Origin of the sequence: Levilactobacillus yiduensis, assembly GCF_024718525.1 — a bacterium.
Lineage (GTDB): Bacteria > Bacillota > Bacilli > Lactobacillales > Lactobacillaceae > Levilactobacillus > Levilactobacillus yiduensis.
This window is the reverse complement of record NZ_JAMXAZ010000007.1, coordinates 61,814-85,998: the sequence shown is the minus strand read 5'-3', so window position 1 is coordinate 85,998 and position 24,185 is coordinate 61,814. Positions and strand designations below refer to the sequence as shown.

Below are 24,185 nucleotides of genomic sequence, written 5' to 3'. Positions count from 1 at the left end.
AGAAATTTCTCAGGCTTTTTGTTATCCTTAAATTTTGGAAAAATGGCCTTCTGGTACGCCAAAAGGCTGGATGCAGTCAAGTAACTTGGCCAGACATGACCAGCGGGTAGCTCACATCTGTTACTTTGGAAAATCTTAAACGATAGGCATTGACACCTCGCAGAAATTTCAGTATGCTATGGTAACTAGTTAATTACATGAGTAACTAACCAACATAGGGGGATATACAATCATGAAGATTTTACGGAAGTTAATTGCCGTCATTGGCGGTCTAGCAGTTATTGGTGTGGTCGGTGCCGTCATTTTACCCGGCGTGACCAAGAATCAGCACAGCGAATGGGCCATGGCCGCGGACAATGTCAACCCGTTAGTCAAAACGACGGACGTTTATGCGTCTACTAATGCCAAGCCAGTGCGGCACTACATCGGCGGTGGGGGTGAGGACGAGTACGTTTACCAACTGCTGACATACAACGCCGAGGGAGAGGCCCGCACGCTGACCTTTGACGCGCAATGGCGATTGAAGCCCAACAAGTTCTTGAAGATCACTGCCAAGGGTCAAAACGTCGAAACGTGGGAAAAGGTCGAACGGGCGGCAGTTCCTCACAATGTACGCCAAAGCTTGATGACTGATTAAGCGACGAGTGATGTGTTACGTCAGACGAAGTGAATTGTTGATTTAAAGCATTTTGCCTATAGCAAATGACGGGCTTGACGGCACGACCGGACAGTGGCTTAGGTTGCCGGAAACTTGACAAGAAGTCCGGCCAATTGGAAATTGGGTATAACAACTAAATCTAAGTACAAAAAAACCTCAACCCATTTCAACAGGGAGGAGGTTTTTTCTATGATTATTTATGATGTTGTTGCTTACCTGCATTCCGGTTTCGATTCTTCTGACTGGCCTTCTTGGCCGTAGCTTGCTTAGCAGCAGGCGTCGCGACCTTTTTCGGGACGACAGGTGCAGCGGGAGCGGGTTGATCCTTCATTTTTTCTTGGATCTCACGGCGAATCCGTGGCCGGTAGAAGTTAATGATCAACGTTTGCAGGCAGGCAAACAGCCCACCGACGAAGAAGTACAACCCTAATCCGGCTGGTGAACTCATCGTGAAGAACAGAATCATCACGGGTGAGAGCAACAGGGTGAAGCGCATTTGCTTCTTTTGTTCTTCCGGCATCCCCAGCAGAGACAAGTATCCCTGTAACAGGTAGGACAGGAAGGACAGCAGCGCCAAAATCCAACTGGCTTTCCCCAACGGAATATTCATGAAGACCGCCTTGGAGAGTTCAGGTGAATAGCGAATCGCAGCGTATAATGCAGCGAAGATCGGCATTTGAATCAATAATGGCAAGCACCCAATGCCACCGGTCATGCTGATACCATTGTTACGGTAGAGCGCCATCATGGCTTGGCTAGCGGCTTGTTGTTCCTCTTGGGTCGTCGCTGCCTTTTGTTGCTTTTGTAACGCGGTCATTTGTGGGCGGATCATGGAGATCTTTTCCTGTTGGACCGTGGCGTTACGCATTTGCTTGACCATGACTGGCAATAAGACCATCCGCACGATCACGGTCAAAACGATGATGGCCCAACCGTAACTGCCACCAAAGATGTGGGCGAGCCAATCCATCACGTGTTGCCCGGGTACGGCTAGGTAATCGTAGACGAAGCCGTAGGGTTTACCGTTTTTGGTCTGGACACAGCCACTGAGGACCAGTGCCAGTGCCGCGAGGGCCGCGGTAACCGAAAATTTCTTGGAGATTTTCATATTCTATTTTGAACCCCTTTTAATTAAACGTGTAGAGCGTAGACGCCCCCAGCGGCAAAATCGCCGTTAACATCAAACATCTTACTTGATTTAGCGGGCTTTTTCAAATAATAATGCGAAACTCATTGAATCGTCGCGTGGGTAAGTCGGTAATCGCGAGATCCGTGACCTGAATCCAGGGGGCCAAACCGCGCTGAAGTTGGTGGGTGAAGTCGCTGAGGACTTTGGCCGATGCACTGGCCACGATGGCGACTTGACCGGTGGGCAGATTTTGGACCGTGCCCGTTACCCCTAGTTGTTGAGCGAGCTGTCTGGCCGACCAGCGAAACCCCACGCCTTGAACCTGACCGCTGACCAGAATCTTTTGGGTCTGCATCTCCAGGCCTCCTTTCGCAAAAAAATTCACCTTAATCATACCGCGAGTCGCCGGTGCTGCCTAGGGATATGGTAGAATTAGGAAAAGAATTCAGATGGGAGCAAATTCACCGTGACAGAAAAAATTACGTCGGGACAAAACAAAAAAGTCAAGCAGTGGCGGGCATTGACCACCAAGAAGGGGCGTAAGGCCACCCAAACTTACCTATTAGAAGGATGGCATTTGGTGCAAGAAGCCATTAAGGCCCAACACGCATTGACGGCCATCATGGGCACGGCGGACCAATTGGCCGACCACGCCAGCGAATTGCCGGCAGGGGTGGTGACCTATGAGCTGACCGACAGTATCGCCCAAACCATTGGGGATACCGGAACACCTCAGGGGATTTTTGCCACGGTACCGCTACCCAAGGATACTGTGGGCGATCCGCAAACGGCTAGTGGTGTGTGGCTGTTCTTGGATTACGTTCAAGACCCGGGTAACATTGGCACCATGGTGCGGACGGCCGATGCGGCTGGTTTGACCGGGGTCGTCTTTGGGAAAGGGACCGCAAGTCGGTTCTTGCCCAAGGTCTTGCGCTCGATGCAGGGGAGTCAATTTCATATCCAACTGGTTGAAGCGGACCTTCACGACTGGATCAGTGCCTTTACGGCGCGACAATTACCGGTCTACGGCACCAATCTGGACCGCAACGCCAAGAGTTACCGCGATGTGCCGGCACTGACGGCGGGCGCCATCGTCATGGGCAACGAGGGCAACGGTATGGCGCCAGACCTGCAGCAGATGACCACGCGCAACCTCTACATCCCCATCAAGGGGCAAGCCGAATCATTGAACGTGGCGGTCGCGGCGGGGGTCGTGATGTTCCGGTTGGTGAGCTAGAGCAGTTAAATCTGAACCGATAGTATTTCAAGAACCTTGTCTATTCTGATGCTGATCCGAAGCTCACGAGTTACGTCGCCTAATCACTTGACCCAGGGCACCGAATAATTGTGTCGACACTACTGGATTCCTTCGGTGGGTTAACATTTAGCTAGCACCAAGGCCTGAGCCGAGCGATGCTGGCAATAATCACTGTAGCCGAGAGTCTGCCAAATATGGGTTCAGCCGTGGGAGTTTCCTTTAGCGGCGCGACTCATGCCGTTTAGGAAACTGGCGTCTTTGAGACGCGGGTCATCGGCTCAAAGCGAGGCCGAGACCGCTTTTCAGGCTCGGTCCGGTCCGCCCACAGCGACACGACCCATATTTGGCAGACGGTAGGTGGCCAGTGAGAGCGACGAAAGCTAAAGAAATGGTAAACCCGCTGAAAAATCAAGCAAGATGGTTGCATTTTGGCCAAAAGCAAGTATCATATAAGGATAAGATGACTGAACATCATAATTCTATAAATGAAAAGGAAGCATTCTATGACCAAACTTACTTGGCGTGATGACCCCGAGTACCTTGCTTTAGTTTCTGATTTGTTGGCCAAGGAGCCGGTCCAACGCCTGGCGAATTATACCCAGCACCATCATTCTGACCGATTAACACACTGCATTTCAGTGTCCTACAACAGTTATTTGATTGCGAAGAAACTTGGTTTGAATACCCGGGCCACTGCGCGGGGTGGGTTATTACATGATTTGTTTTATTATGATTGGCGGACGACGAAGTTCAATTTGGGTTCGCACGCGTTTATCCATCCACGGGTCGCTTTGCGGAACGCCGAAAAGCTGACTGATCTCAGCCCGATGGAAAAGGATATTATCTTGAAGCACATGTGGGGCGCAACGCTCGCTATGCCGAAATACCGGGAAAGTGCAATTGTTTCTCTGGTCGATGATTATGAAGCGGTCCATGAGTTCTGTGGACCTGCCCGTAAGCGAGTCGAAGCCCTCATGAACAAAGTAACGCCTAACGCCTAGTTTCAGCGAAACATGGATGGGAGGCAAGAAAATTGCAAATGATGTCACCAAAGGCCCAAGATGAATCAACGGTGGATTTTGAACTTTGCCCCCGATTCGAACAGACTTTTTCGTTTCTGGGCAAGAAGTGGAATGGCTTAATTATTGATGTACTCTTACAGGAGGGACCACAGCGGTTCCGTGATTTAGCCCGCAACATCCCCCGGTGTAGTGATCGGGTGTTGGTCGAACGGCTGAAGGAACTGGAATTAAACGGCGTGATCGTACGCCGGACGTTCCCCGACAATGCGTTGATTGAATACGAATTAACGGAAAAGGGTCAAGAATTCAAAGACATTATGGCCGCCGTCCACGCGTGGTCGGATAAGTGGTATTGTCCTACCGAAGTCAACCAGAAGTAGTTGACAGGGGTTGAAAAATCCGCTAGGCTATGAAAGTAATAGTTAAAAACGATGATAGAAAAGCAGTAGCCGGTGCAATTTGTCAGGAAGAGTTTGCCTAGACTGGAAGCAAACTTCAAATTACTGGGTGAATTCAGTTCTTGAGTTGTAGTCGGGATTCGTGAAAGCGATGAATGATTTTCCGGTGAATGACCGTTATCATTTCTGAGTGTGGCTAGAAGTCTCGACTTTTAGCTGAATCAGGGTGGTACCGCGAAGCTTCGTCCCTAGTTATGGGGCGGGGCTTTTTTGTTTGCCCAAGTATTGTCAAAATAGAAAATGGAGGATGACGTATGTCTTTAAAAGATAAATTAACCGAACTGCACGACCGCGGTCTGGCGGAAATCAAAAAATCTGCTGACCTCAAGGACGTCAACCAAGTTCGGGTGTCATTGTTAGGGAAAAAGGGTCCCATCACCGAGGTCTTACGGGGGATGCGGGATTTAGACGCTGAAGAACGGCCCAAGGTGGGTGCGTTTGCCAACGAGATTCGCGATGACTTGACTGCAGCCTTAGCCAAGCGCCGTGAGGAATTGGAAAATGCCGTCTTGAACGCCAAACTGGCCAACGAAGCCATTGACGTGACGCTGCCTGGGACGCCGGTGGCCAAGGGTGAACCACACGTGATCCAACAGATCATCGACCAAATTGAAGACCTGTTCTTGGGGATGGGCTACCAAGTCCTGAGCGGCCCCGAAGTTGAAGAAGACAAGTACAACTTTGAAATGATGAACTTACCTAAGAACCACCCCGCCCGTGATATGCAAGATACCTTCTACATCACCAAGGAAATCTTGATGCGGACGCAGACCTCACCGATGCAGGCCCGGACGCTGGAAAAGCATGACTTCAGTCAAGGCCCGCTCAAGATGATCTCCCCCGGCGTGGTTTACCGGCGAGACACGGATGACCCGACCCACTCCCACCAATTCCATCAGGTGGAAGGGTTGGTCATCGACAAGCACATCACCATGGCCGACTTGAAGGGGACCCTGCAGGTCTTGGCGCACGAACTGTTCGGCGATAAATTTGACGTACGGTTGCGGCCCAGCTACTTCCCATTCACGGAACCATCCGTGGAAGCCGACATTACCTGCTTCAACTGTGGCGGTAAGGGCTGCAAGGTCTGCAAGAACACTGGCTGGATCGAAGTCCTCGGTGCCGGCATGGTCCACCCGAACGTCTTGAAGATGGCGGGCGTGGATCCCGATGTTTACGGCGGCTTTGCCTTTGGAGTCGGTCCTGACCGGTTCGCCATGTTGAAGTACGGCGTCGATGACATCCGGAACTTCTACTTAAATGATGTTCGCTTCCTCAAGCAATTCACGAAGAAAGGATAACCGCCAACCATGAAGATTTCATACAATTGGATTAAAGAATATTTAGATTTAAACGTCAAACCAGCTGATTTGGCGGAAAAGATCGAACGGACTTCCGTCGAAGTCGATGATGTGATCAAGCCGAGTGACGGCTTAAAGAAGATCGTGGTCGGCCACGTCTTGTCTGTGGAGGCTCACCCGGACTCCGATCACTTGCACATCTGCCAAGTGGACGTCGGTGAGGACGACCCCTTACAAATCGTGTGTGGGGCACCGAACATCGCCAAGGACCAAAAGGTGATCGTTGCCTTACCAGGGTCGCGGATCGCGGACAACGTGAAGATCAAGAAGTCTAAGATGCGCGGCGTGCCTTCTGCCGGGATGATCTGTGCCTTACAAGAAATTGGCTTCCCAGAAGACGTCGTGCCTAAGAAGTACGCAGACGGTATTTACGTGATGCCCGCCGACGCCACGCCTGGCGACGCCGTTTACGATTACCTGGGCATGAACGACAGTCTGATCGACTTGGACGTAACGCCGAACCGGGGGGACATGTTGAGCCTGTACGGGACGTTACATGACTTATCAGCCATTTACGACCTGCCCGTTAAATTCGACCAACCAGCCGTTCAAGAAACGGGCGCGGCTATTGCGGATCAATTGACGGTCCATGCCGATGCTGAACTGGCACCGCAATACCGGATGCGTTTGGTCAAGCAGGTCAAGTTGGCACCTAGTCCAATGTGGCTCCAAATTCGCTTGTGGAACGCCGGTTACCGGCCAATCAACAACGTGGTGGACATCACCAACTACATCATGTTGAAGTATGGCCAACCCCTTCATGCGTTCGACTACGATAAATTTAGCGGCCAAGATGTTTACGTCCGGACTGCTAAAACCGGTGAAAAGTTAACGACCCTGGACGAGGGTGAACACGACTTAGACGACCACGACATCGTGATTGCCGACGACCAAAAGCCAATCGCTTTAGCCGGCGTCATGGGTGGCTTAGACACGGCCATCGCTGACGGAACCGTAACTGTCGCTATCGAAGCCGCTGTCTTTGAACACGACCACATCCGAAAGGCCGCGCAACGCCACAATTTGCACACGGATGCTTCCCAACGCTTCGAACGGGGCGTGAACCAAGCCGGCGTGCAAGAGGCCTTAGACGCCGCCGCAGAGATGATGACAAACCTGGCTAGTGGTGAGGTTCAAGCTGGCACGGTCGTAGCTACGGATAACGTGCCTGCACCAGCTGTGATCGACATCACGATGACCCACATCAATGCCGTCTTAGGGACGACGCTGTCGCAAGACCAAGTGACGCATATTCTGACCACGTTGGGGTGTGACGTGACGGCTGCTGGCGACACGCTGACCGTTACGGTACCAGTTCGCCGTAATGACATTCATATCCCTGCGGATTTGCTGGAAGAAATCGCCCGGATCTACGGTTACGATGAATTGCCAGCTACCTTACCAACGGGTCGCATGACCATGGGTGAATTGACAAGCGCGCAAAAATTAATGCGGGCAACACGGCACTCACTGGAAGGCCTGGGCTTGAACCAAGCCATTTCCTACGCGCTGACGACCGAAGATAAGGCCAAGATGTTCACGATGCAGGCCAGTGAAACGACGAAATTGGCTTGGCCAATGAGCGTCGACCACGCCGTCTTGCGGATGAACGTCATCACGGGCTTGCTGGACGACATTGCTTACAACAGTGCGCGCAAGGTCAAGGATGTGGCCCTGTACGAACAAGGACGGGTCTTCTACCGTGAGGACGGCGTTGACCGGCCGAGCGAACAGGAACACATTGCAGGGGCCATTACCGGGACGCTGTTACCAACGGCTTGGGACCTGCCAGCCCAACCAGTCGATTTCTACCAAGTTAAGGGAATCGTGGCGGCTTACCTGAAGGATATGGCCGTCAATGGGGATGTCACCTACGTGGCGAACCACGACATGCCGGAAATGCACCCAGGGCGGACCGCTGACATCTTAGTTCACGGCCACCGCATCGGGTTCATGGGGCAAATTCACCCAACGATCGCTAAGCAATTCAAGATTGGGGCAACCTATGTCTTCGAACTGAACCTGCAGGCGATTATCGATATGCCTAAGCAGGAGAACCAATACGACCTGATCTCCCGTTACCCAGCCATCACGCGTGACGTGGCCATGCTGGTTGATGACGACATCACGAACGAACAGATCGTTGCTTTGATTGAAAAGCGTGGCGGCGCGTTCTTACAATCCGTCAAGCTGTTTGACGTCTATGATGGCGTGAAGGTACCAAAGGGCAAGAAGTCCTTGGCCTACACGTTGACGTACCAAGACAAGCACGAAACGCTGGTCGATGACGCCGTGACCCAAGCCTTTGAAAAGGTTGAGAAGCGGCTGCAAGACGACCTCGGTGCCGAGATTCGTTAAGCGACTAAACAAAGAGAGCACGTTTACTTTCCAAGGAGAGTGACGTGTTTTTTATTAGGGCGTTCCGGTAGTTTTCAGCCGATATGTCTGGAAATATGCGGCCTTGGAAACGTGTGGCTACCGGGCAGCTGGTTGCGCTTAACCCCGCTAAGTGAACAACCCAAGCCCGGGGTTATTCACTTAGCGACGTTAATGCTCGCCAGCTAAGCGCCCTTCGCCACACTCTATTTATTACATTTTTCCCAAATCCCCATTTCAGGTTTCCGCTCGCCGGGAATTTCTGTATAATAGAGAAGACTATGGCATTAGAACGGAGGAAATAAGTTGGATAATGGCACAAATCCTACCCCGTCGCGGCAAGAGTCGGGGAAGAAACGGTCGTTTGGCCGCCGCATCATGATTGGTGTGGTCAGCTTGCTGGTGGTCTTAGCCGTGATTATTGGCTTTTTCGGCTATCACTATTTTCAAACGGCGCTGCAGCCGCTAGATTCTAGCGATGACGACGTGGTTCAGGTTCACGTTCCGATGGGGGCGACCTCCAATAAGATTGGGGAAATTCTCCAGGACAAAAAAGTGGTTAAGAGCGGCATGGTGTTTAACTACTACGTTAAATCAAATAAGTTCACAAACTTCCAGGCCGGTTATTACCAGTTGAAGCCGTCCATGACGTTGAAACAAATTGCCCGGCAACTACAAAAGGGTGGCTCGGCAGAACCCATCCAGAGTACAGCGGGCAAGGTGTTAGTGCGTGAAGGGGAAACCATCGACCAATTGGCTGCGGAAATCCCGATCCAAACGGACTTCACTAAAAAGGAATTCATGAACTTGATTACGGATAAGGCCTTCTTCAATCAATTGGCCGCCAAGTATCCGAAGTTGTTGCGTTCCGCCAAACAAGCTAAAAACGTACGGTACCGGTTGGAAGGGTATTTAGCCCCCGCGACGTATCAAGCCGGCAAGAAGATGACCCTGAAACAATTAATCACCGAAATGGTGGCTAAAATGGATCAGAACTTGCAGGGCAGTTACGCCACCATCAAGAAGCAAAAGTTGACGGTCCAAGAGACGCTGACGCTGGCTTCCTTGGTTGAGCGGGAAGGTGTGACGCAAAGCGACCGGGATAAGATTGCTGGCGTCTTCTTGAACCGCATCAAGGCGGGGATGGCCTTACAATCCGATATTGCCGTGCAATATGCCTTAAAGACTACCAAGTCGACGCTGACCTACAAAGATCTGAAGGTCAAGTCGCCGTATAACCTGTATATCCACACCGGATATGGTCCAGGACCGTTTGCCAATCCTAGCACCTCTTCGATCCATTCGGTTCTCCACCCGAAGGACCGCAGCAAGGGGTACTACTACTTCATTGCGAACACCAAGACAGGGAAGGTCTACTTCTCACAGACTTACGAACAGCATCAAGAAAAAACCAGTTCATTAGCTAGCGATAATAAATAAAGGATGGCGACAGTGTTGGCAAACAAAAAGCGACCGATTATCATTGGGGTTACCGGGGGTTCCGGTAGCGGGAAAACGACCGTTAGTCGGGCAATCTTTAATCAATTGATTGGCCACTCAATCATGATCTTGCAACAAGATTCGTATTACAATAACCAAGACGACATGACGATGGAGGAACGGGCTGCCGTGAACTACGACCACCCACTGGCCTTTGACACCGACTTGTTGATTTCACAACTGAAGCAGTTGTTGAAATACGAACCGATTGAAAAACCCGTCTACGACTACACGTTGTCCACGCGAAGCAAGGAAACGATTCACCAGGAACCACGGGACGTCATCATTTTGGAAGGTATCTTAATTTTGGATGATGAACGGTTGCGGGACTTGATGGATATCAAGGTCTTCGTTGATACGGATGATGATATCCGCATCATTCGCCGTATCCAGCGGGATATGAACGAACGGGGCCGGTCGTTAGAATCCGTGATCCAACAGTATTTGGCCACGGTCAAGCCGACCTACCACCAATTCGTTGAACCAACGAAGCGTTACGCTGACCTGATCGTACCAGAAGGTGGCGAGAACCAAGTCGCCATTGACCTCCTGGTAACCAAGATTCGGGCGATTCTCGAAGCTAGTGGCAATGACCAAGTTTTTGACAATCCAGATACAACCATATAGAATAGGACAGGTTAGCTGGTAAACGGCTAGCCTTTTCTATCAAATTAAATTTAAGTTGTGGCATTCCACAATCATAAAAATACGCTAAAGGGGTGGCCAATGTGGCACAAGACAAAATGTATCCAATGACTGAAGAAGGTAAGGAGAAGCTCGAAGCCGAACTGGAAGATTTAAAGATGGTTCAACGGCCTAAGGTTATCGACCGGATCAAGATTGCCCGTTCTTACGGGGACCTTTCTGAAAACTCGGAATACGAATCAGCCAAGGATGAACAAAGTATGTTAGAAACGCGGATCAGCACCGTTGAACGGATGCTGCAATACGCACAGATCATCGACAACGATGGCTCTGACAAGGATGAGATCACCGTGGGTAAGAAGGTCACGTTCAAGGAATTGCCAGACGAAGAACCCGAAGAATACACGATCGTGGGGGCCGCAGAAGCTGACCCAATGTCTGGGAAGATTTCCAACGATTCACCAATTGCCAAGGGCCTGTTAGGTCATCGCAATGGTGAAGAGGTTACTTTTGATACACCAGGTGGCGACATGACCGTCAAGATTTTAGCGGTCGACTAAGAAAAAATATGAACCCGTTAACGGTGAAATGTTAACGAAGCGAGGGTGCACTGACTGCGGTCAGGGCGCCCTTTTACTTACTTTTGAGCAATTGAATTGCGGCTGACAATTTAATTGTGTATCATGTAGTTAGTGAAATGATACTTGCCAAGACCCTACTTGGCGTGGTATAAATGGTTATGAAAACGGATTCACAGACTGTCAAAGAGGAGTCTTACAAATGAAAATTAATGTTACTGATGCAGCAAGTAAATGGTTCCGTGAAGGCATGGGTATGGCTGGTCACGGTGTCCGTTTCTTTGGCAAGGTTTACGGCAAGACGCCTGTGCATGAAGGATTCTCATTGGGCATGACGCCAGACGACCATCCCCGTCACCCCATCGTAGCGGAAAAGAAAGATGACGTGACGTACTACATCACAGAGGGCGACCAATGGTTCTTCGTGGGCTACGACCTAACGATTGATTACGATGCCAAGACTGATGGCCCTGTTTATATTTATGACGACAACGGTGAACTGGATAAATAACGTTTACCGCCAACCACTGACCCTTTTGGGCTGGTGGTTTTTTTCTGTTGTGGTTGCTGTCCGCCTACCGTTCGCCAAATATGGGTCGTGTCGCTGTGGGCGGACGGGTCGAGCCAAAGGTCGGTCTCGACGCCTCGCCTTTGAGCCGGGAACCACGTCTCAAAGACGCCAGTTTCCTAATCGGCATGAACTGTGCCGCTAAGGAAACTCCCACGGCTGAACCCATATTTGGCGAACTCTCGGCTACGATTGCGGTCATCAAGGACCCGCCCCAGGATCACGGCCATTCAGGCTCATGCGTAGGGCTACCTGAATTCATCAACGCCGTCAGCCCAGTCAGAAATGAGAAACGCATCCACTTTTGCATGCCAGTCCATATTTAGCGAATGGCAGGCGACCAACAGCGGGAACAGTAAAAAACCACCGCAACCTCAGCTGATGAGGTTGCGGTGGTTCAGGGATGTCGGTTAGGAACGGCGGCGATGAACGAGCCACCAGCCACCGGTCAAGCCGATGAGTGTCAGACCGCTGATCAGCAGGCCAACATTGAGTAGGGGTGGCCAGTAAGCCAGGGTCACGGTACTCTGGCCCTTAGGCAACTTGAGGGCTGTGAACATGCCCACAGTCTTGTAGGTCTTGACGGCCTTGCCATTGACGGTGGCGTGCCACCCGGTTGAATACGGAATCGAGGTGTTGAGCACCTGATTGGCGCGTTGGCTCGTGATGGTACCGCTGAAGTAGCGACTGCTGTGCTTGGTCAGGTGCCAAGGCTGCTGCTTGAGTTGCGCAACGGCTTGTTGGAACTTGGCGGTGTTCAGCTGGTAAAGGGTGAAGTTTTCTAGCCACAACGAGCCCTTCTTCAACTGAATCGTTAGCTTCTGTTGCTTGCCCTTGGCGCGGTCGGCCGCGCTGACCATGATGGTGTTGCGGTAGGTCTTGTACTGGTCGAGCGCCTTGCCATTTAAAATAAAGGTGGCATTGTCGGGATTGACCGTTGAGCCAAAGGTCAAGTAGTAAGCGTCATTCGTCGTGGGCGTGAAGGTCAGCGTGATCTTGGCGGGCTTCAGGAGGTTCTTACGTTGTAGGACCGCCCCGGTGATCTTGGTCTGCTGCGCAATGTTTTGGAACGTGACCTGGTCAAAGTTCTTGGCCGTGTAAAGCTTCTGGTTCGTTGTTTTGCCCGTCAGTGCCGCTAACCAGTTGGCCTGATATTGGGCCGGATCGGCGGTCTTGTTCTTGAGCGTGAGAATCTTAGAACTAGCCGCGTAGCCCATTGGTAGAGCGTATTGGTTCTGGTAGGTGGTGGCCCACTGGTCTTGGCCAATCGCACGGTAGCTGGCTAAGTCGGCCTTGTTCGTGGACGCGGGCAACATGCTAGTGCCACTCAGCGCCCCAGATAATTGTTTTTGCTGGAAGTAGTATTTCATATTCAATAAGGAATCGGTAACCAGCGTCCCGTTACTGTATTCAACGAAGCCGTCGCCATCCGGGCTCCCAATGTGGCCGTAAAATGCCGGGGTAGCCTTGGGAAGAACTGAGGAGAAGACGCCGCCACCGGCGTATCCTGTTTGAAAGGCATCGCCCTTGGTCCGCAAGAAGGTCTTACCGATCCGGTAGGCGCCGTCATCGCGCTTTTGCACGCGGTTGACCAGTCGCTGAAGCTCATTGGTGTAGTTGCCGTACTCGCTCTGAGAGACGTAGCTAATGTTATTTAACGAGACGAAGGCGTTGGCGGAGATCTCCGTGACACCAATTACGAAAAAGGCCAGCGGGTAGATCCAGTGGTGCTTGATGGGTAGGGTCGTTAGGCCGAGCGCTAAGACGACGAAGAAGATGCCCAGTAAGACGAGATTGAGTTGTAAAAATTTAAATGATTTGAGGTTGAGCGCCACGTAGGCGGCCCCCACGGCAATGATGACCGTCACGACGGCGATGGCCAGCCACCCGGGCTCAAAGTCTTCGGTCAGCGTTTGCGCGGCCAACCAGATCAGCCAGAAGCTGACGACGAAGGAGAACCGGTAGGGGTACCAGACGGGGAATTGGCCGGCGTGCCACAGAAGGTCCAACGGTTGGACGCACAAGGACAGAGCCAAGAAGCCGGTAATGAGGCCCGCGGTGATGCGGCTCCGTAAGCGGATGCGGTGGTCGCTGAAGAAAAACAGGCTCCCTAGGAGGGCGATAGCTCCGATGAACAGATTAGCGGTCCCATCCGGCATTTGGTCAAAGTTGAAGGCGCCCATGAAAAATTTGGCAATCATCTTGGGTGGGAAGAATTCGAATTTCCATTTAAATGTGGTGACCGTGTACTGGGCCTTGCTTTGCGCCAAGGACCACCACGTTGGCAGGAGCACGCCGGCCGCTAATAGGCCACTGACAGCGGAGGTCGCCGCGAACTTGGCAGTCTGTCCCCAGAAATGACGCCAGTTGGTGAATTGGTCAACGGCTAGCCAAATGAAGGCTAAGATCATGAAGAGGCAGATCATGTAGGCCATGTAGTAGTTGACGATGAGCATTAGTGTCAACCAGACCACGTAGGTCCGCCACTTGCTCGTGTGCATCAGTAGGTACAGGCCGTAGAAAATCAGGGGTAGAAGGTATGCCGCGTCCAGCCACATGATATTCAGTTGATTGGCGATCGACCAGCCCATCAAAGCGTAGGCCGTCGCAAACGTTACGGCTTGGAGTCCGGTTTGACTAGTTGTCTTGTCCAGCAACCACGCGAAGGCCAGGCCCGCTAAGCCGTACTTGATGACGGTCAGTAAGAAGACACCGGTCGTGAGGCTGGCGCCGGGGCAGAGCAGTAACAGCCAATTGAGCGGACTCAACAGGTAGTAGGCCCAGGTCCCCAGCATTTCGCCGCCGAGGCCATTCGCAAAGGAATAGACGATGCTGCTGGGGTCGTGTAAAATAGCCCGACGCAGGTACGCGAAGAAGTCAATGTACTGCTGTCCCAGATCCACCGTCAACAGGCTGTTCGTGCCAAAGGGCGCCATTTGCCGGTAGATAAAGTAGATCGTCATGAGTAGAAAGGGCGTTAAAAATGCCCCAAATAAGGTTAACTGTCGCCGGGTGAGGGCCCAACGCTGTTTCTTTTTTTGCAAGGAAGCCACCTCAATCTTTCCAAAGTTTAAAGCGATTTTAGGAATGTCTGATTACTTGCGGCCGCGCCGATGTTCAACGGCCACCTACCATCATACTATATTGTGGTCGTGACGGTGGGTCCATGAAATATTTTTAAAGATAATTCAGAACTCAACTAACTTTGCTGATGCTGTCCGCCTTACAGGTGTTGCGCGTACCACGGTCGAGAAACTCACGCAAGCTCTGATGAGCCGCTGAATTCAGCTCATTTGGTAAATTTCGCCAGTTAAACTGAGCTTGTGACACGTCTGACCGTTCTGGCAAGATATTGACAGGAATTGCCAACTGAACTACGGGCAAACTTTAGGGACATTCACTACCGTAGCCGAGAGTTCGCTAGATATGAGTTCAGCCGTGGGAGTTTTCTTAGTAGTGTTCTTTGCTGCTAAGAAAACTGGCAGCTTGGAGACGTGGTCTATCGGCTCTAAGCTGAGGGCCGATACCGGGCTTTGGCTCGGCCCGTCCGCCCACAGCGTTCCGACTCATATCTAGCGAACGGTAAGGCGGACAATAACCACAATGTACCTGGTGAAATCCAGCTTCCCGGTAATTCACTGGCGGAACTGACGGGAATTCAGGCGAAAAGCCCCATATTTTATTTATTTTTGGTAAAATGGGGAGCAGGCCGTTTGGAGTCGAATCACAGTATGCTAGAATACCAAGTGAGCGTCATTCTATTCCGGTCTCTAGAATAGCATAGATTGTTTAAATTTCGGAAGCGGGATAGTGACCGGCAACGAAATTTGGTAAAATAGTAGCTGTACAACAAGGAGCAGAGATTGTGAAGAATTTTTATAATCGCGTTAGCAACCGAAATCAGCGGTCCAGTGGCGGTCCCATTAAGTCACAGATTCCGTTTCGGTTGAATTTTCTTTTCATTATTGTTGCCCTGTTATTTGCGGCGCTGATTGGTCAGTTGGCGTATTTGCAGGTAATTTATGGGTCGCAATTCAAAGCCGAGGTCAATTCGACTGATACCACGATTGAGACCACCAACGTGCAACGGGGGATGGTCTACGATTCCAACGGTAAGGTCCTGGTCGGCAACAAAGCGCACCAAGCCATCACCTACACCAAGGGCGTCAGTGTGCTGTCTTCCAGCATGTATGATATCGCGAATAAGCTTGGTAAATACTTAACTGTCTCAACCAGTTCACTGACCCCGCGGCAGTCGATCGACTACTACTTGACGGATACGGATCGGTTAAAAGCAGTGGAAAGCAAACTGTCCGGGACCAAGGGTATGTCAACGACGCAGCTCTACAACAAGGCGCTGTCTTATTTGGAAAATGACTCCTCGTTCAAGCTGACCAAGACGCAACAGAACGCGGCAGAAATTTTCGCCAAGATGAGCGGAGCCTACTCGTTATCGACCACCTATATCAAGGATTCTGGGGTCTCCAGCAAGGAAATCGCTGAAATCGGTGAGCATTTATCCGAAATGCCCGGGGTTCAAGTCGGGACGAGTTGGTCACGGAACTATCCAAACGGGTCATCGATCAAGTCGATTATTGGGACGGTCTCATCCGAAAAGACTGGGCTACCAAGCGACAGGGTCAATGAACTCTTGTCACAGGGTTACTCACGAAATGACAGTGTCGGTCAGTCTTACCTGGAACAGGAATACGAATCTGTTCTCCGGGGAACCAAGGCCGAAAAGCAGGTCGAGGTTTCTGGGACTACGGTGACCAAGGAAGTCAAGAAGTACGGTGGCTCTAAGGGGGACAACCTCCAGCTGACCATCAACTCCACGTTCCAAAAGAAGCTACAGTCCCTGGTGCACTCCGCCGAATCCGGTGCGGGTGGCGTCTCGACTGGGACCTATGCTGTCGTGATGAACCCACAAACTGGGGGCATCATTGGAATGGCCGGGGTCGACCGGAACCCATCAACGGGTAAGATCACCACGAACGCCTTAGGTGCCATGAACAGTGACATCGTTATGGGGTCTGTCGTCAAAGGGGCCATGGTCTCTGGGGCGTTGATGGATGGCGTGATTACGCCAACGAACAACACCTTGACTGATAAACCTATCACGGTTGGTGGGGTCAAGAAGGCTTCTTGGTTTAACGCCAACGGTGGTGCCGACATGGCCGTCAATGCCTCGACCGCGTTGGAAGTTTCTTCTAACTCGTACATGATGCAGTTGGCCATGAAGGAAGCCAAGTTCAACTACGTTTCCGGTGCCGCCTTGACCATGGGCACCAGTATTTTCGCCAAGGAACGGGGCTACTTCAACCAATTTGGGTTGGGAGTCGAGACCGGGATTGATTTACCAGGTGAAAGTACCGGGTTGAAAGGGTCCAGCAGTAAGGCCCACATTGGGAATGCCTTGGACTTGTCCTTTGGGAACTACGATGCCTACACGGTCTTGCAGGTTGCCCAATACATGTCCACGATTGCCAACGGCGGGACGCGGATCGCGCCACACGTGGTTGAGTCTATTCGTGGGACCAAGTCAGATGGAACGTTAGGTGCCGTGAAGTCAACGGTCACACCAAAGATCTTGAACCGCATCGATATGACGGCGGCAGAAAAGAAATTGGTTACTGAAGGGCTCTACGACGTGGTTCACGGGACCAACACCTACAAGACGGGGGCTGAACTGGCTTCCATCTCGCCAGGAATCTCCGCCAAGACCGGGACCGCGCAAACCTACTACAAGGGGAATGAAACGGTCACCTTGAGTCTGGCCTCTTATGCACCGTCTAACGATCCACAAGTGGTTGTGGCCTTAGCGATGCCAAACTTGGGCACCAGTGCCGAAGACAACAACATGAAGCTGGCGAAACAGATCTACTCCGCTTACTGGAGTTCGGTTCAATCGACCTCAACGTTGACGAACCCGACGAAGGCAACGAAGTCTGGAGCTGCTCAGAACACCAACGGATAATCATGGGTAAAAATAGTCGTTGTGACCGCGTCTGGGTTGCGACGGCTATTTTCATTGGCTCTATAATTTGGGATGAAACTGGCCGCCTCCAGCTCACCAAATATGAGACTGGAACGCTGTGGGCGGCGGGGCAAGCCAAAGGGCGGTCTTGCCCCTCGTTTTGAGCCGAAAGTCACGTCTCAAAAACGCCATTCCCTAACCGGCCAACACCGCCGCTAAGGGAATCCCACGGCTGAGCTCATATTTGGTGAGCTTCCGGCTAAATTGGCGTTTTTCCGCAACTAGGTTGTTGGTGTCGGCACACGATTTAGCCAATCACTAGGATGACTGGTGTTAATTGACAGCTGATAGCTGGTCAAATGAGTCGTTCTGCCAAACACTACGGTAGCCGATAGTTCGCTAGAGATGAGTTCAGCTGTGGGAGTTTTCTTAGCGGCAGGGGCTACGGCGCTTAGAAAACCGGCTCCAAGGTGAGGCCCGAGACCGCCCTGTGGCTCGGCCGTCCGCCACAGCGTTCCAGTCTCATATTTGGCGAACGGTAGGCGGCGTCAGAAACCACCGATTTTACCGGCGGAAATCAGCTGTTAAGTATTTTTCCTTAACATATTTGGCAATATCTCTGGTAATTGCGGCGGATTAATGGTAATATATTACGAGTTAAGGGCTCTAGCCTGTAATTCTAAACAAGTTGGGAGGTTACCCACAATGCGTGTACACATCACTTTAGAATGTACGGAATGCCACGAACGCAACTACTTATCCAGCAAGAACCGGCGTAATAACCCGGACCGGGTTGAATTTAAGAAGTACTGCCCGCGCGAACGGAAAGTAACTTTGCATCGTGAAACTAAGTAAGGTACGGGCGAGAGTCCGCACCTTTTTTTATTGAGAAAATCGACCGAGGGGGTAAATGATGCCAACGAAAGCAGCAATTCGGCAGCAAACCATTCAGGCACTAAATGCAATGCCCGCAGCGTTACGACAACGCGCATCGGCAGACCTGTACCGACAACTCTTTGCCTTACCAGCCTGGCAGTCCGCTCAGCGTGTAGCGACGACCATCAGTGGGGGCTTTGAATTAGCGACGCAGCCAATCATTGATCAGGCCCATGCCGAGGGCAAAATCATCGCGGTGCCGGCCACTTTGCCACACCGCCAGATGGCTTTTCACGTGGTAGATGAGCAGACGACTTTTTCGACCAGTTCGTTTGGCTTGCAGGAACCAGTCAATGGTGCCATTATCGAACCAAACGCGTTTGATTTGATCGTCGTGCCCGGGTTGGTCTTTGCGACCACGCGGCAACGACTCGGTTTTGGCGGTGGCTATTACGACCGTTATTTACCCCAGACGACTGGCTTTAAGGTTGCCTTGGCACTGCCAGCACAGCAGGCGCCAGAACCGAACTGGCCAGTTGACCCATTTGATGTCTTACTGGATGCCGTATTGATGGCACCCACCGAATAGAAAGGAAGCCTTGCGGTGACAAATTTTAAATACCGGATACGGCGACTGGACCAGACCCCCTTTATGACGGTCGGGCTCATCGTGATCATGGTGTTGGTCTTCTTGGCCATGACGTTAGCCGGCGGTAGCACCAGCGTGAATGTGTTGATTACCTTTGGGGCCAAGCTCAATCCGCTGATTCAGCAAGGCGAATGGTGGCGCCTGTTCACGCCGATGTTCCTACACATTGGGTTCACGCATATTCTGATGAACATGGTGACCCTGTACTTCGTGGGGATGCAGATTGAAGCGGCCTTTGGGCACACCCGGTTCCTAGCCATGTTCTTGGTGGCCGGGGTCGGTGGGAACATCGCGTCATTTTGTTTCTCGGACAGTCTATCTGCCGGAGCCAGCACCGCGATCTTTGGCCTATTTGGGGCCTTCTTGATGTTGGGGGAATCCTTCTGGCAAAATCCGGTGATTCGCCAATTGGCACGCACCTTTTTAGCCTTCGTCGTGATGAACATCGCCTTTGATCTGTTTACACCCGGTATTGATTTAGCGGGGCATTTAGGCGGCTTAGCGACCGGATTTCTGGTAGCGTATACAGTCGGTGTTCCACGAATTGGTAAAGTTAGCCCAATTAAAAGAGTGGTAGCGACCATTGTCCTAATTGGTGGATTGGTCTGGTTGTATTTGCACGGAATGGCACAGTAAACAACGAAAAGTCTCGTGCAATTTCATGGAGGTTGTGGCACAATGAAAACGTTATATGATGTTCAGCAGCTACTTAAAAAGTTTGGTATTTATGTGTACATTGGCAGACGCCTATTTGACATCGAGGTCATGGCACTAGAATTGGACCACCTCCGACAAGCACGGGTCGTGGACGATTCGACGTTTGCCCAGGCCAAAATCGTGTTGACACATGAGCACCGGTTAGAGGAACAACGAGCAAAAAATAATCACCAATCCATTGGAGGTATTTAGCGTTATGGCACGGAATTTAATTGGAATCGATTTAGGTGGGACGACCACGAAAATGGCTTTTCTCTCACTGGCAGGGGATATTCTGACGAAGTGGAGCATTCCAACGGATATTACCGACGAAGGTAGCCACATTGTGCCGAATATCATTGATTCAATCAGTCAACATATTACAAATTCAGAATTTAGTAAAGATGACTTTTTAGGCATTGGGATGGGGACACCCGGTTCTGTCGATATTGAAAACGGCACGGTCATTGGGGCCTTCAACTTGAACTGGAAGAAGCGCCAACAAGTGCGTGACCAGATTCAAGCAGGCTTGGGTCTCCAATTTATCCTAGACAACGATGCCAACGTGGCTTCCTTAGGTGAATACTGGAAGGGTGCCGGCGAAAAAGACAGCGATGTCGTCTTCGTGACGTTAGGTACCGGTGTTGGTGGCGGTGTGATTGCTGGTGGCCACCTGCTCCACGGTATCAATGGTGGTGCTGGTGAGTTAGGCCACGTCACGGTACAGCCCAACGGCTACTTATGTACTTGTGGCAAACGCGGTTGCTTGGAACAATACGCTTCCGCTACCGGGGTCGTCCACGTTGCCAACGATATGGCCAAGGACTTCATGGGCACGTCTCGTTTGAAGGAAATGGAAGACAATCAGGAAAGCGTGACCTCCAAGATGGTCTTCTACCTGGCTGACAACGGCGACATCTTGGCCAACCAAGTGGTCGATCGGGTGACCTTCTACCTGGGCTTAGCTTTAGCCAACGTGGCCAACATCTTGAACCCAGCCAACATCATCATTGGTGGTGGGGTATCCAACGCCGGTAACACGTTATTACAACCAACGACGCGGTATTTCCAAGAAAATGCCTTCCCAGCCGTTCGTGACTCAACTAAGTTACGCTTAGCCCAATTAGGGAACGATGCCGGGGTCATTGGTGCCGCTTCATTAGCTTTGCGTTTCCAAAAGAGTAACTAGAACTTGTGGTTTAGGAAGGACGATTTAGTTTGGTAATTGCAGCAATTTCAGGAATGACGGTCTACACCATCATTTTGCTAGTCTTGATTATCGCGTGGGCTGCTTGGCAACTCATCACCGTGATCCGGCGGAACCAGGTTTCTACCGTCATCGATGAGGAGACTTTCCAAGAGGGCATGCGTAAGGCACAGGTCATTGACTTGCGTGAAAAGAAAGACTTTGACGCGGGCCACATCTTAGGCGCCCGTAACATCCCGTATTCCACGTTTAAGACTTACCACACAGGTATCCGGTCTGACTTACCGGTTTACCTGTACGACCAAGGTAAGGCCCTCAGCACACGGGCAGCATTGGTCTTGGGCAAGGAAGGCTACGAGGATATCTCGATCTTGAAAACGGGTTACGCCCGTTGGCAAGGCAAGACGAAGAAGTCCAATTAAGTTGAAAAAATGAGTCTGGGACAAGCTGCCCAGGCTCTATTTTTTTTGGAGAAACATTGTGAACTGTGATTCGCACAAAACGTCCAGCCAATCTACTCTGGGAATGGGTGCGTCCTGTCAGATCATATCTAACGGCGACATTGAGGACTAAATTGGTTGCCGAAGTAATCTTCTCTGTAGCCAAGAACGCGCCAGCTTGTATGGTGTAGGCTGAAACATCTGATGATATCCAGCTGATAAGGATTATAAATGCTAAATTAGTTCACACCAATCGTCGGAGATGACGATTACGTCGGTGCTCACCCATAGGATTAGCGGGAACATCGCCGAAATGACAACGTTCAGCTACATTAGTGGTTTATCTGCCACGTAGCCGTGAGTGAGCTAAATTTGGACTCAGCCGTGGGAGTTTTCAAGTGACCTGCTTGGAAACTGGCGTCTTCGAGATGTGTTTTTCGGCTCGAAGCGAGGTTGAAGACCGCTCTTTGGCTTCGACCGGTCCTTCCCACAGCGTCACGGTCCAAATTTGGCGAACGGTAAGGCGGCCAGTACAGATCACATGACATTCAAAGACTAATTTTGTCCTTGTAAACCCTGGAGTCACTATAAATCTGGCTATTTCCGCGCGTCAACCTTTAGTGGTGAAATTTAAGACAAAAAAGCGGCCGGGACAATTATGTCCTGGTCGCTAGGGTTAGTCAGAGGTGATTTAACCGTGGTGGGCGGCGTGGCTCTTGCGGTTAGCCCGCTTCCGGTTTTCTTCAAACCGCGCTTCTTGGTCTTCGATTGGTTGGACGACCTTTTTCTTGAAAGAAAAGACGGCACCAGCAACGGCGCTAGCAGTAGCGACAACGCCAAATAAGAAACCTTTCGTAAAGTGCTTCATCGTATTCGACTCCCATCATGTATAAGATTTTAAGTTATCCGCTTCCATTATGCTTGTTTTATCCGGAAATTGCTAGCGATTTACCTGATTACCGGCGATTCCGACCGGAAATATTTTCTCACAGATTTCAGGCGGTTGGGCGCCCGTTGTGGTACCCTTACTACAGAAGTCTGAACGTGAAAGGAATGGGGATTCGTGTTTAAGAGACAACCCACACAAATTATTGCCCACCGGGGCAGCAAGGGGACGCGCCCGGAAAATACATTGTTGGCGTTTCAAGCGGCTTTAGATGCTGGCGCCGACGGGATCGAAACGGATGTCCAGTTTTCACAGGACCATCAGCTGGTCATCATGCATGACGAGAAGGTCGACCGAACCACGAACGGCACGGGACTGGTGCAGGACCACACGCTGGCCGAGCTAAAACGGCTAGACGCGGGTAGCCACTTCGGCAGTGAATTTGCTGGAACAAAGATCCCAACGCTTGATGAGGTGATTCAGCTACTGATTCAAGACAACTTCACGGGCGTCTTTAACCTGGAGCTGAAGACCAACAAGATCCACTATGAGGGCATTGAGCAGGCGCTGGCAACGTACTTCACCCAGCAACCGGTGCCTTTCCGCGTGGTCTTTTCAAGCTTTCGGGCCCAATCGATCATTACCCTGCGTAGCTTGTATCCGCAGGCCGAGTACGCAAAATTATTCAAAACGGCTGGCCGCCAAGCCCGGCGCATGCAACGGCAACATCTGGTGGGGGGCTTGCATCCGGACATTCGCTGGGTCAAGGCGCACCGGTTCTGGTTGCCCCACGTGCAATTGCGGCCGTGGACCGTCAATAGTCCCGCTGACATGGCATATTGCTTGCGGCACCATTTTGCTGGACTGATTACGGACTATCCAGCCCGCGCCGTGGCGTTACGCACGAAAATTCAGGGAGGCAACGAATTATGACGAAAGTTTTAGCAGTCGTCGGCCCAACTGCGGTTGGCAAGACGGCGTTAGCCATTCGGTTGGCACAGGCCTTCAACGGCGAGATCATCTCGGGGGACTCGATGCAAGTTTATCGGCATCTCGACATTGGGACGGCCAAGGCGACACCGGCGGAACAGGCCGCCGCTACCCATCATCTGATTGATATTTGCGACGTCGATCAGCAGTTTACGGTCGCCCAGTTTGTGGCCGCAGCCAAACGACTGATTCAAGAGATCACGGACCGGGGGCATTTGCCAATCATCGCCGGGGGAACGGGCTTTTACCTGCAGGCACTTTTCGACGGGCTAAAATTAGGCGCGGCGGCTCCCGGCGACCCGGCGATTCGCGAACAGCTACGCGCAGAAGCCCACACACAGGGGCCCCAAGCCCTCTGGGAGCGGCTCCAGCATCTAGATCCGGTGGCGGCAGGGAAGATTCCCCCGACCAACGTACGCCGGACTGTCCGGGCCCTAGAGGTCATTCAGGTGACGGGACACTTATTTTCTCATCAAGACAATGGGGGTCCTCAATACGACGAGCTCTACCTGGCATTGAATACCGATCGGCAATTACTGTACCAGCGGATCAACCAACGGGTAGACCAAATGGTTGATGCGGGCTTACTCGACGAGGTCCGTTGGTTGGCACAACAGGGGGGCACACAGCTTCCGGCCGCGACGGGGATCGGTTACCGGGAACTCTTGCCGGTGATCGACCAGCCAGATCAGTACCCGGCCGCCGTGGCCCAGGTCAAGCAAGACTCCCGCCACTATGCCAAACGTCAGCTGACCTGGTTTCGTAACCAGACGACGGCAACTTGGTATGACCTGGTGCAACACCCGGAAACGTACACGCAGATTCAGGCACAGGTAGCCGCGTGGTCGGGACTTAGTTCTCACAATTAATTAAAGAATTGTTAATGTTTGACGCCGATGTTAGATTATCTG

23 protein-coding genes are annotated in these 24,185 nt (G+C 51.6%); 19 read left to right on the top strand and 4 right to left on the bottom strand.

The annotated features are described in order from the left end of the window. Window positions 1-232: 232 nt before the first annotated feature. Window positions 233-637 (top strand): YxeA family protein, encoded by a 405-nt coding sequence (locus tag NGM66_RS05875; RefSeq protein WP_208909881.1) that lies wholly within the window; start codon window positions 233-235, stop codon window positions 635-637. A gap of 214 nt (window positions 638-851) precedes the next feature. On the opposite strand, the gene yidC is transcribed toward NGM66_RS05875, so the two are convergent. Together yidC and NGM66_RS05865 are read right to left on the bottom strand one after the other, a co-directional pair. Beyond that, window positions 852-1,766: a membrane protein insertase YidC gene (gene yidC, locus NGM66_RS05870; RefSeq protein WP_208909880.1), complete on the bottom strand. Its 915-nt coding sequence runs from the start codon at window positions 1,764-1,766 to the stop codon at window positions 852-854. A gap of 103 nt (window positions 1,767-1,869) precedes the next feature. Then, window positions 1,870-2,142, bottom strand: coding sequence for an acylphosphatase (locus NGM66_RS05865; protein ID WP_208909879.1), 273 nt, complete (start codon window positions 2,140-2,142; stop codon window positions 1,870-1,872). 111 nt (window positions 2,143-2,253) lie between these two features. Between NGM66_RS05865 and NGM66_RS05860 the strand changes: the two genes are divergently transcribed. The 9 genes from NGM66_RS05860 to NGM66_RS05820 all read left to right on the top strand — a co-directional run bounded on the left by NGM66_RS05860 (window position 2,254) and on the right by NGM66_RS05820 (window position 11,496). Further along, window positions 2,254-3,024, top strand: a complete 771-nt coding sequence (locus tag NGM66_RS05860) for a TrmH family RNA methyltransferase (RefSeq protein WP_208909878.1) — start codon at window positions 2,254-2,256, stop codon at window positions 3,022-3,024. A gap of 524 nt (window positions 3,025-3,548) precedes the next feature. Next, the gene (locus tag NGM66_RS05855) at window positions 3,549-4,046 is read left to right on the top strand and encodes an HD domain-containing protein (RefSeq protein WP_125575222.1); all 498 of its coding nucleotides are present in this window, start codon (window positions 3,549-3,551) and stop codon (window positions 4,044-4,046) included. A 41-nt stretch (window positions 4,047-4,087) separates the two neighbouring features. Then, window positions 4,088-4,447 (top strand): winged helix-turn-helix transcriptional regulator, encoded by a 360-nt coding sequence (locus NGM66_RS05850; protein WP_373418475.1) that lies wholly within the window; start codon window positions 4,088-4,090, stop codon window positions 4,445-4,447. Between the two features lie 332 nt (window positions 4,448-4,779). After that, the gene (gene pheS, locus NGM66_RS05845; RefSeq protein WP_208909876.1) at window positions 4,780-5,826 is read left to right on the top strand and encodes a phenylalanine--tRNA ligase subunit alpha; all 1,047 of its coding nucleotides are present in this window, start codon (window positions 4,780-4,782) and stop codon (window positions 5,824-5,826) included. Window positions 5,827-5,835: 9 nt separating this feature from the next. Then, window positions 5,836-8,244 carry a phenylalanine--tRNA ligase subunit beta gene (gene pheT / locus NGM66_RS05840; protein WP_208909874.1) on the top strand — a complete coding sequence of 803 codons (2,409 nt, stop codon included), beginning with the start codon at window positions 5,836-5,838 and terminating at the stop codon, window positions 8,242-8,244. A 324-nt stretch (window positions 8,245-8,568) separates the two neighbouring features. Beyond that, complete coding sequence (gene mltG, locus NGM66_RS05835; RefSeq protein ID WP_245155244.1) at window positions 8,569-9,702, top strand: endolytic transglycosylase MltG; 1,134 nt, start codon at window positions 8,569-8,571, stop codon at window positions 9,700-9,702. A 3-nt stretch (window positions 9,703-9,705) separates the two neighbouring features. Then, window positions 9,706-10,389 (top strand): uridine kinase, encoded by a 684-nt coding sequence (udk, locus tag NGM66_RS05830; protein WP_373418473.1) that lies wholly within the window; start codon window positions 9,706-9,708, stop codon window positions 10,387-10,389. Between the two features lie 101 nt (window positions 10,390-10,490). Further along, a complete protein-coding gene (gene greA / locus NGM66_RS05825) occupies window positions 10,491-10,967 on the top strand; it encodes a transcription elongation factor GreA (RefSeq protein WP_125575216.1) in 477 nt (158 codons plus the stop codon). A 220-nt stretch (window positions 10,968-11,187) separates the two neighbouring features. Beyond that, window positions 11,188-11,496 (top strand): HesB/YadR/YfhF family protein, encoded by a 309-nt coding sequence (locus tag NGM66_RS05820; RefSeq protein ID WP_125575215.1) that lies wholly within the window; start codon window positions 11,188-11,190, stop codon window positions 11,494-11,496. A gap of 467 nt (window positions 11,497-11,963) precedes the next feature. Here the strand turns inward: NGM66_RS05820 and NGM66_RS05815 are convergent, their stop codons facing one another. Continuing rightward, a complete protein-coding gene (locus NGM66_RS05815) occupies window positions 11,964-14,606 on the bottom strand; it encodes a YfhO family protein (protein ID WP_258115446.1) in 2,643 nt (880 codons plus the stop codon). Window positions 14,607-15,418: 812 nt separating this feature from the next. Here NGM66_RS05815 and NGM66_RS05810 point away from each other — a divergent pair. The 7 genes from NGM66_RS05810 to NGM66_RS05780 all read left to right on the top strand — a co-directional run bounded on the left by NGM66_RS05810 (window position 15,419) and on the right by NGM66_RS05780 (window position 21,380). Beyond that, window positions 15,419-17,530, top strand: coding sequence for a peptidoglycan D,D-transpeptidase FtsI family protein (locus NGM66_RS05810; RefSeq protein ID WP_245155243.1), 2,112 nt, complete (start codon window positions 15,419-15,421; stop codon window positions 17,528-17,530). 705 nt (window positions 17,531-18,235) lie between these two features. After that, complete coding sequence (rpmG, locus tag NGM66_RS05805) at window positions 18,236-18,385, top strand: 50S ribosomal protein L33 (RefSeq protein ID WP_081721478.1); 150 nt, start codon at window positions 18,236-18,238, stop codon at window positions 18,383-18,385. A gap of 55 nt (window positions 18,386-18,440) precedes the next feature. Then, the gene (locus NGM66_RS05800; protein WP_245155242.1) at window positions 18,441-18,995 is read left to right on the top strand and encodes a 5-formyltetrahydrofolate cyclo-ligase; all 555 of its coding nucleotides are present in this window, start codon (window positions 18,441-18,443) and stop codon (window positions 18,993-18,995) included. A gap of 15 nt (window positions 18,996-19,010) precedes the next feature. Then, the gene (locus tag NGM66_RS05795; RefSeq protein ID WP_245155241.1) at window positions 19,011-19,691 is read left to right on the top strand and encodes a rhomboid family intramembrane serine protease; all 681 of its coding nucleotides are present in this window, start codon (window positions 19,011-19,013) and stop codon (window positions 19,689-19,691) included. A 42-nt stretch (window positions 19,692-19,733) separates the two neighbouring features. Further along, window positions 19,734-19,964 carry a YqgQ family protein gene (locus NGM66_RS05790; protein ID WP_125575210.1) on the top strand — a complete coding sequence of 77 codons (231 nt, stop codon included), beginning with the start codon at window positions 19,734-19,736 and terminating at the stop codon, window positions 19,962-19,964. 4 nt (window positions 19,965-19,968) lie between these two features. Then, window positions 19,969-20,940, top strand: a complete 972-nt coding sequence (locus NGM66_RS05785; RefSeq protein ID WP_135367958.1) for an ROK family glucokinase — start codon at window positions 19,969-19,971, stop codon at window positions 20,938-20,940. Between the two features lie 29 nt (window positions 20,941-20,969). Next, complete coding sequence (locus NGM66_RS05780; RefSeq protein WP_208909868.1) at window positions 20,970-21,380, top strand: rhodanese-like domain-containing protein; 411 nt, start codon at window positions 20,970-20,972, stop codon at window positions 21,378-21,380. Between the two features lie 709 nt (window positions 21,381-22,089). On the opposite strand, the gene NGM66_RS05775 is transcribed toward NGM66_RS05780, so the two are convergent. After that, window positions 22,090-22,266: a DUF3042 family protein gene (locus tag NGM66_RS05775; protein ID WP_125575207.1), complete on the bottom strand. Its 177-nt coding sequence runs from the start codon at window positions 22,264-22,266 to the stop codon at window positions 22,090-22,092. Window positions 22,267-22,461: 195 nt separating this feature from the next. Between NGM66_RS05775 and NGM66_RS05770 the strand changes: the two genes are divergently transcribed. After that, window positions 22,462-23,217 (top strand): glycerophosphodiester phosphodiesterase, encoded by a 756-nt coding sequence (locus NGM66_RS05770; protein ID WP_258115445.1) that lies wholly within the window; start codon window positions 22,462-22,464, stop codon window positions 23,215-23,217. Then, window positions 23,214-24,143 carry a tRNA (adenosine(37)-N6)-dimethylallyltransferase MiaA gene (miaA, locus tag NGM66_RS05765; protein WP_208909864.1) on the top strand — a complete coding sequence of 310 codons (930 nt, stop codon included), beginning with the start codon at window positions 23,214-23,216 and terminating at the stop codon, window positions 24,141-24,143. Before NGM66_RS05770 ends, miaA begins: the two co-directional genes overlap by 4 nt. Window positions 24,144-24,185: the final 42 nt, after the last annotated feature.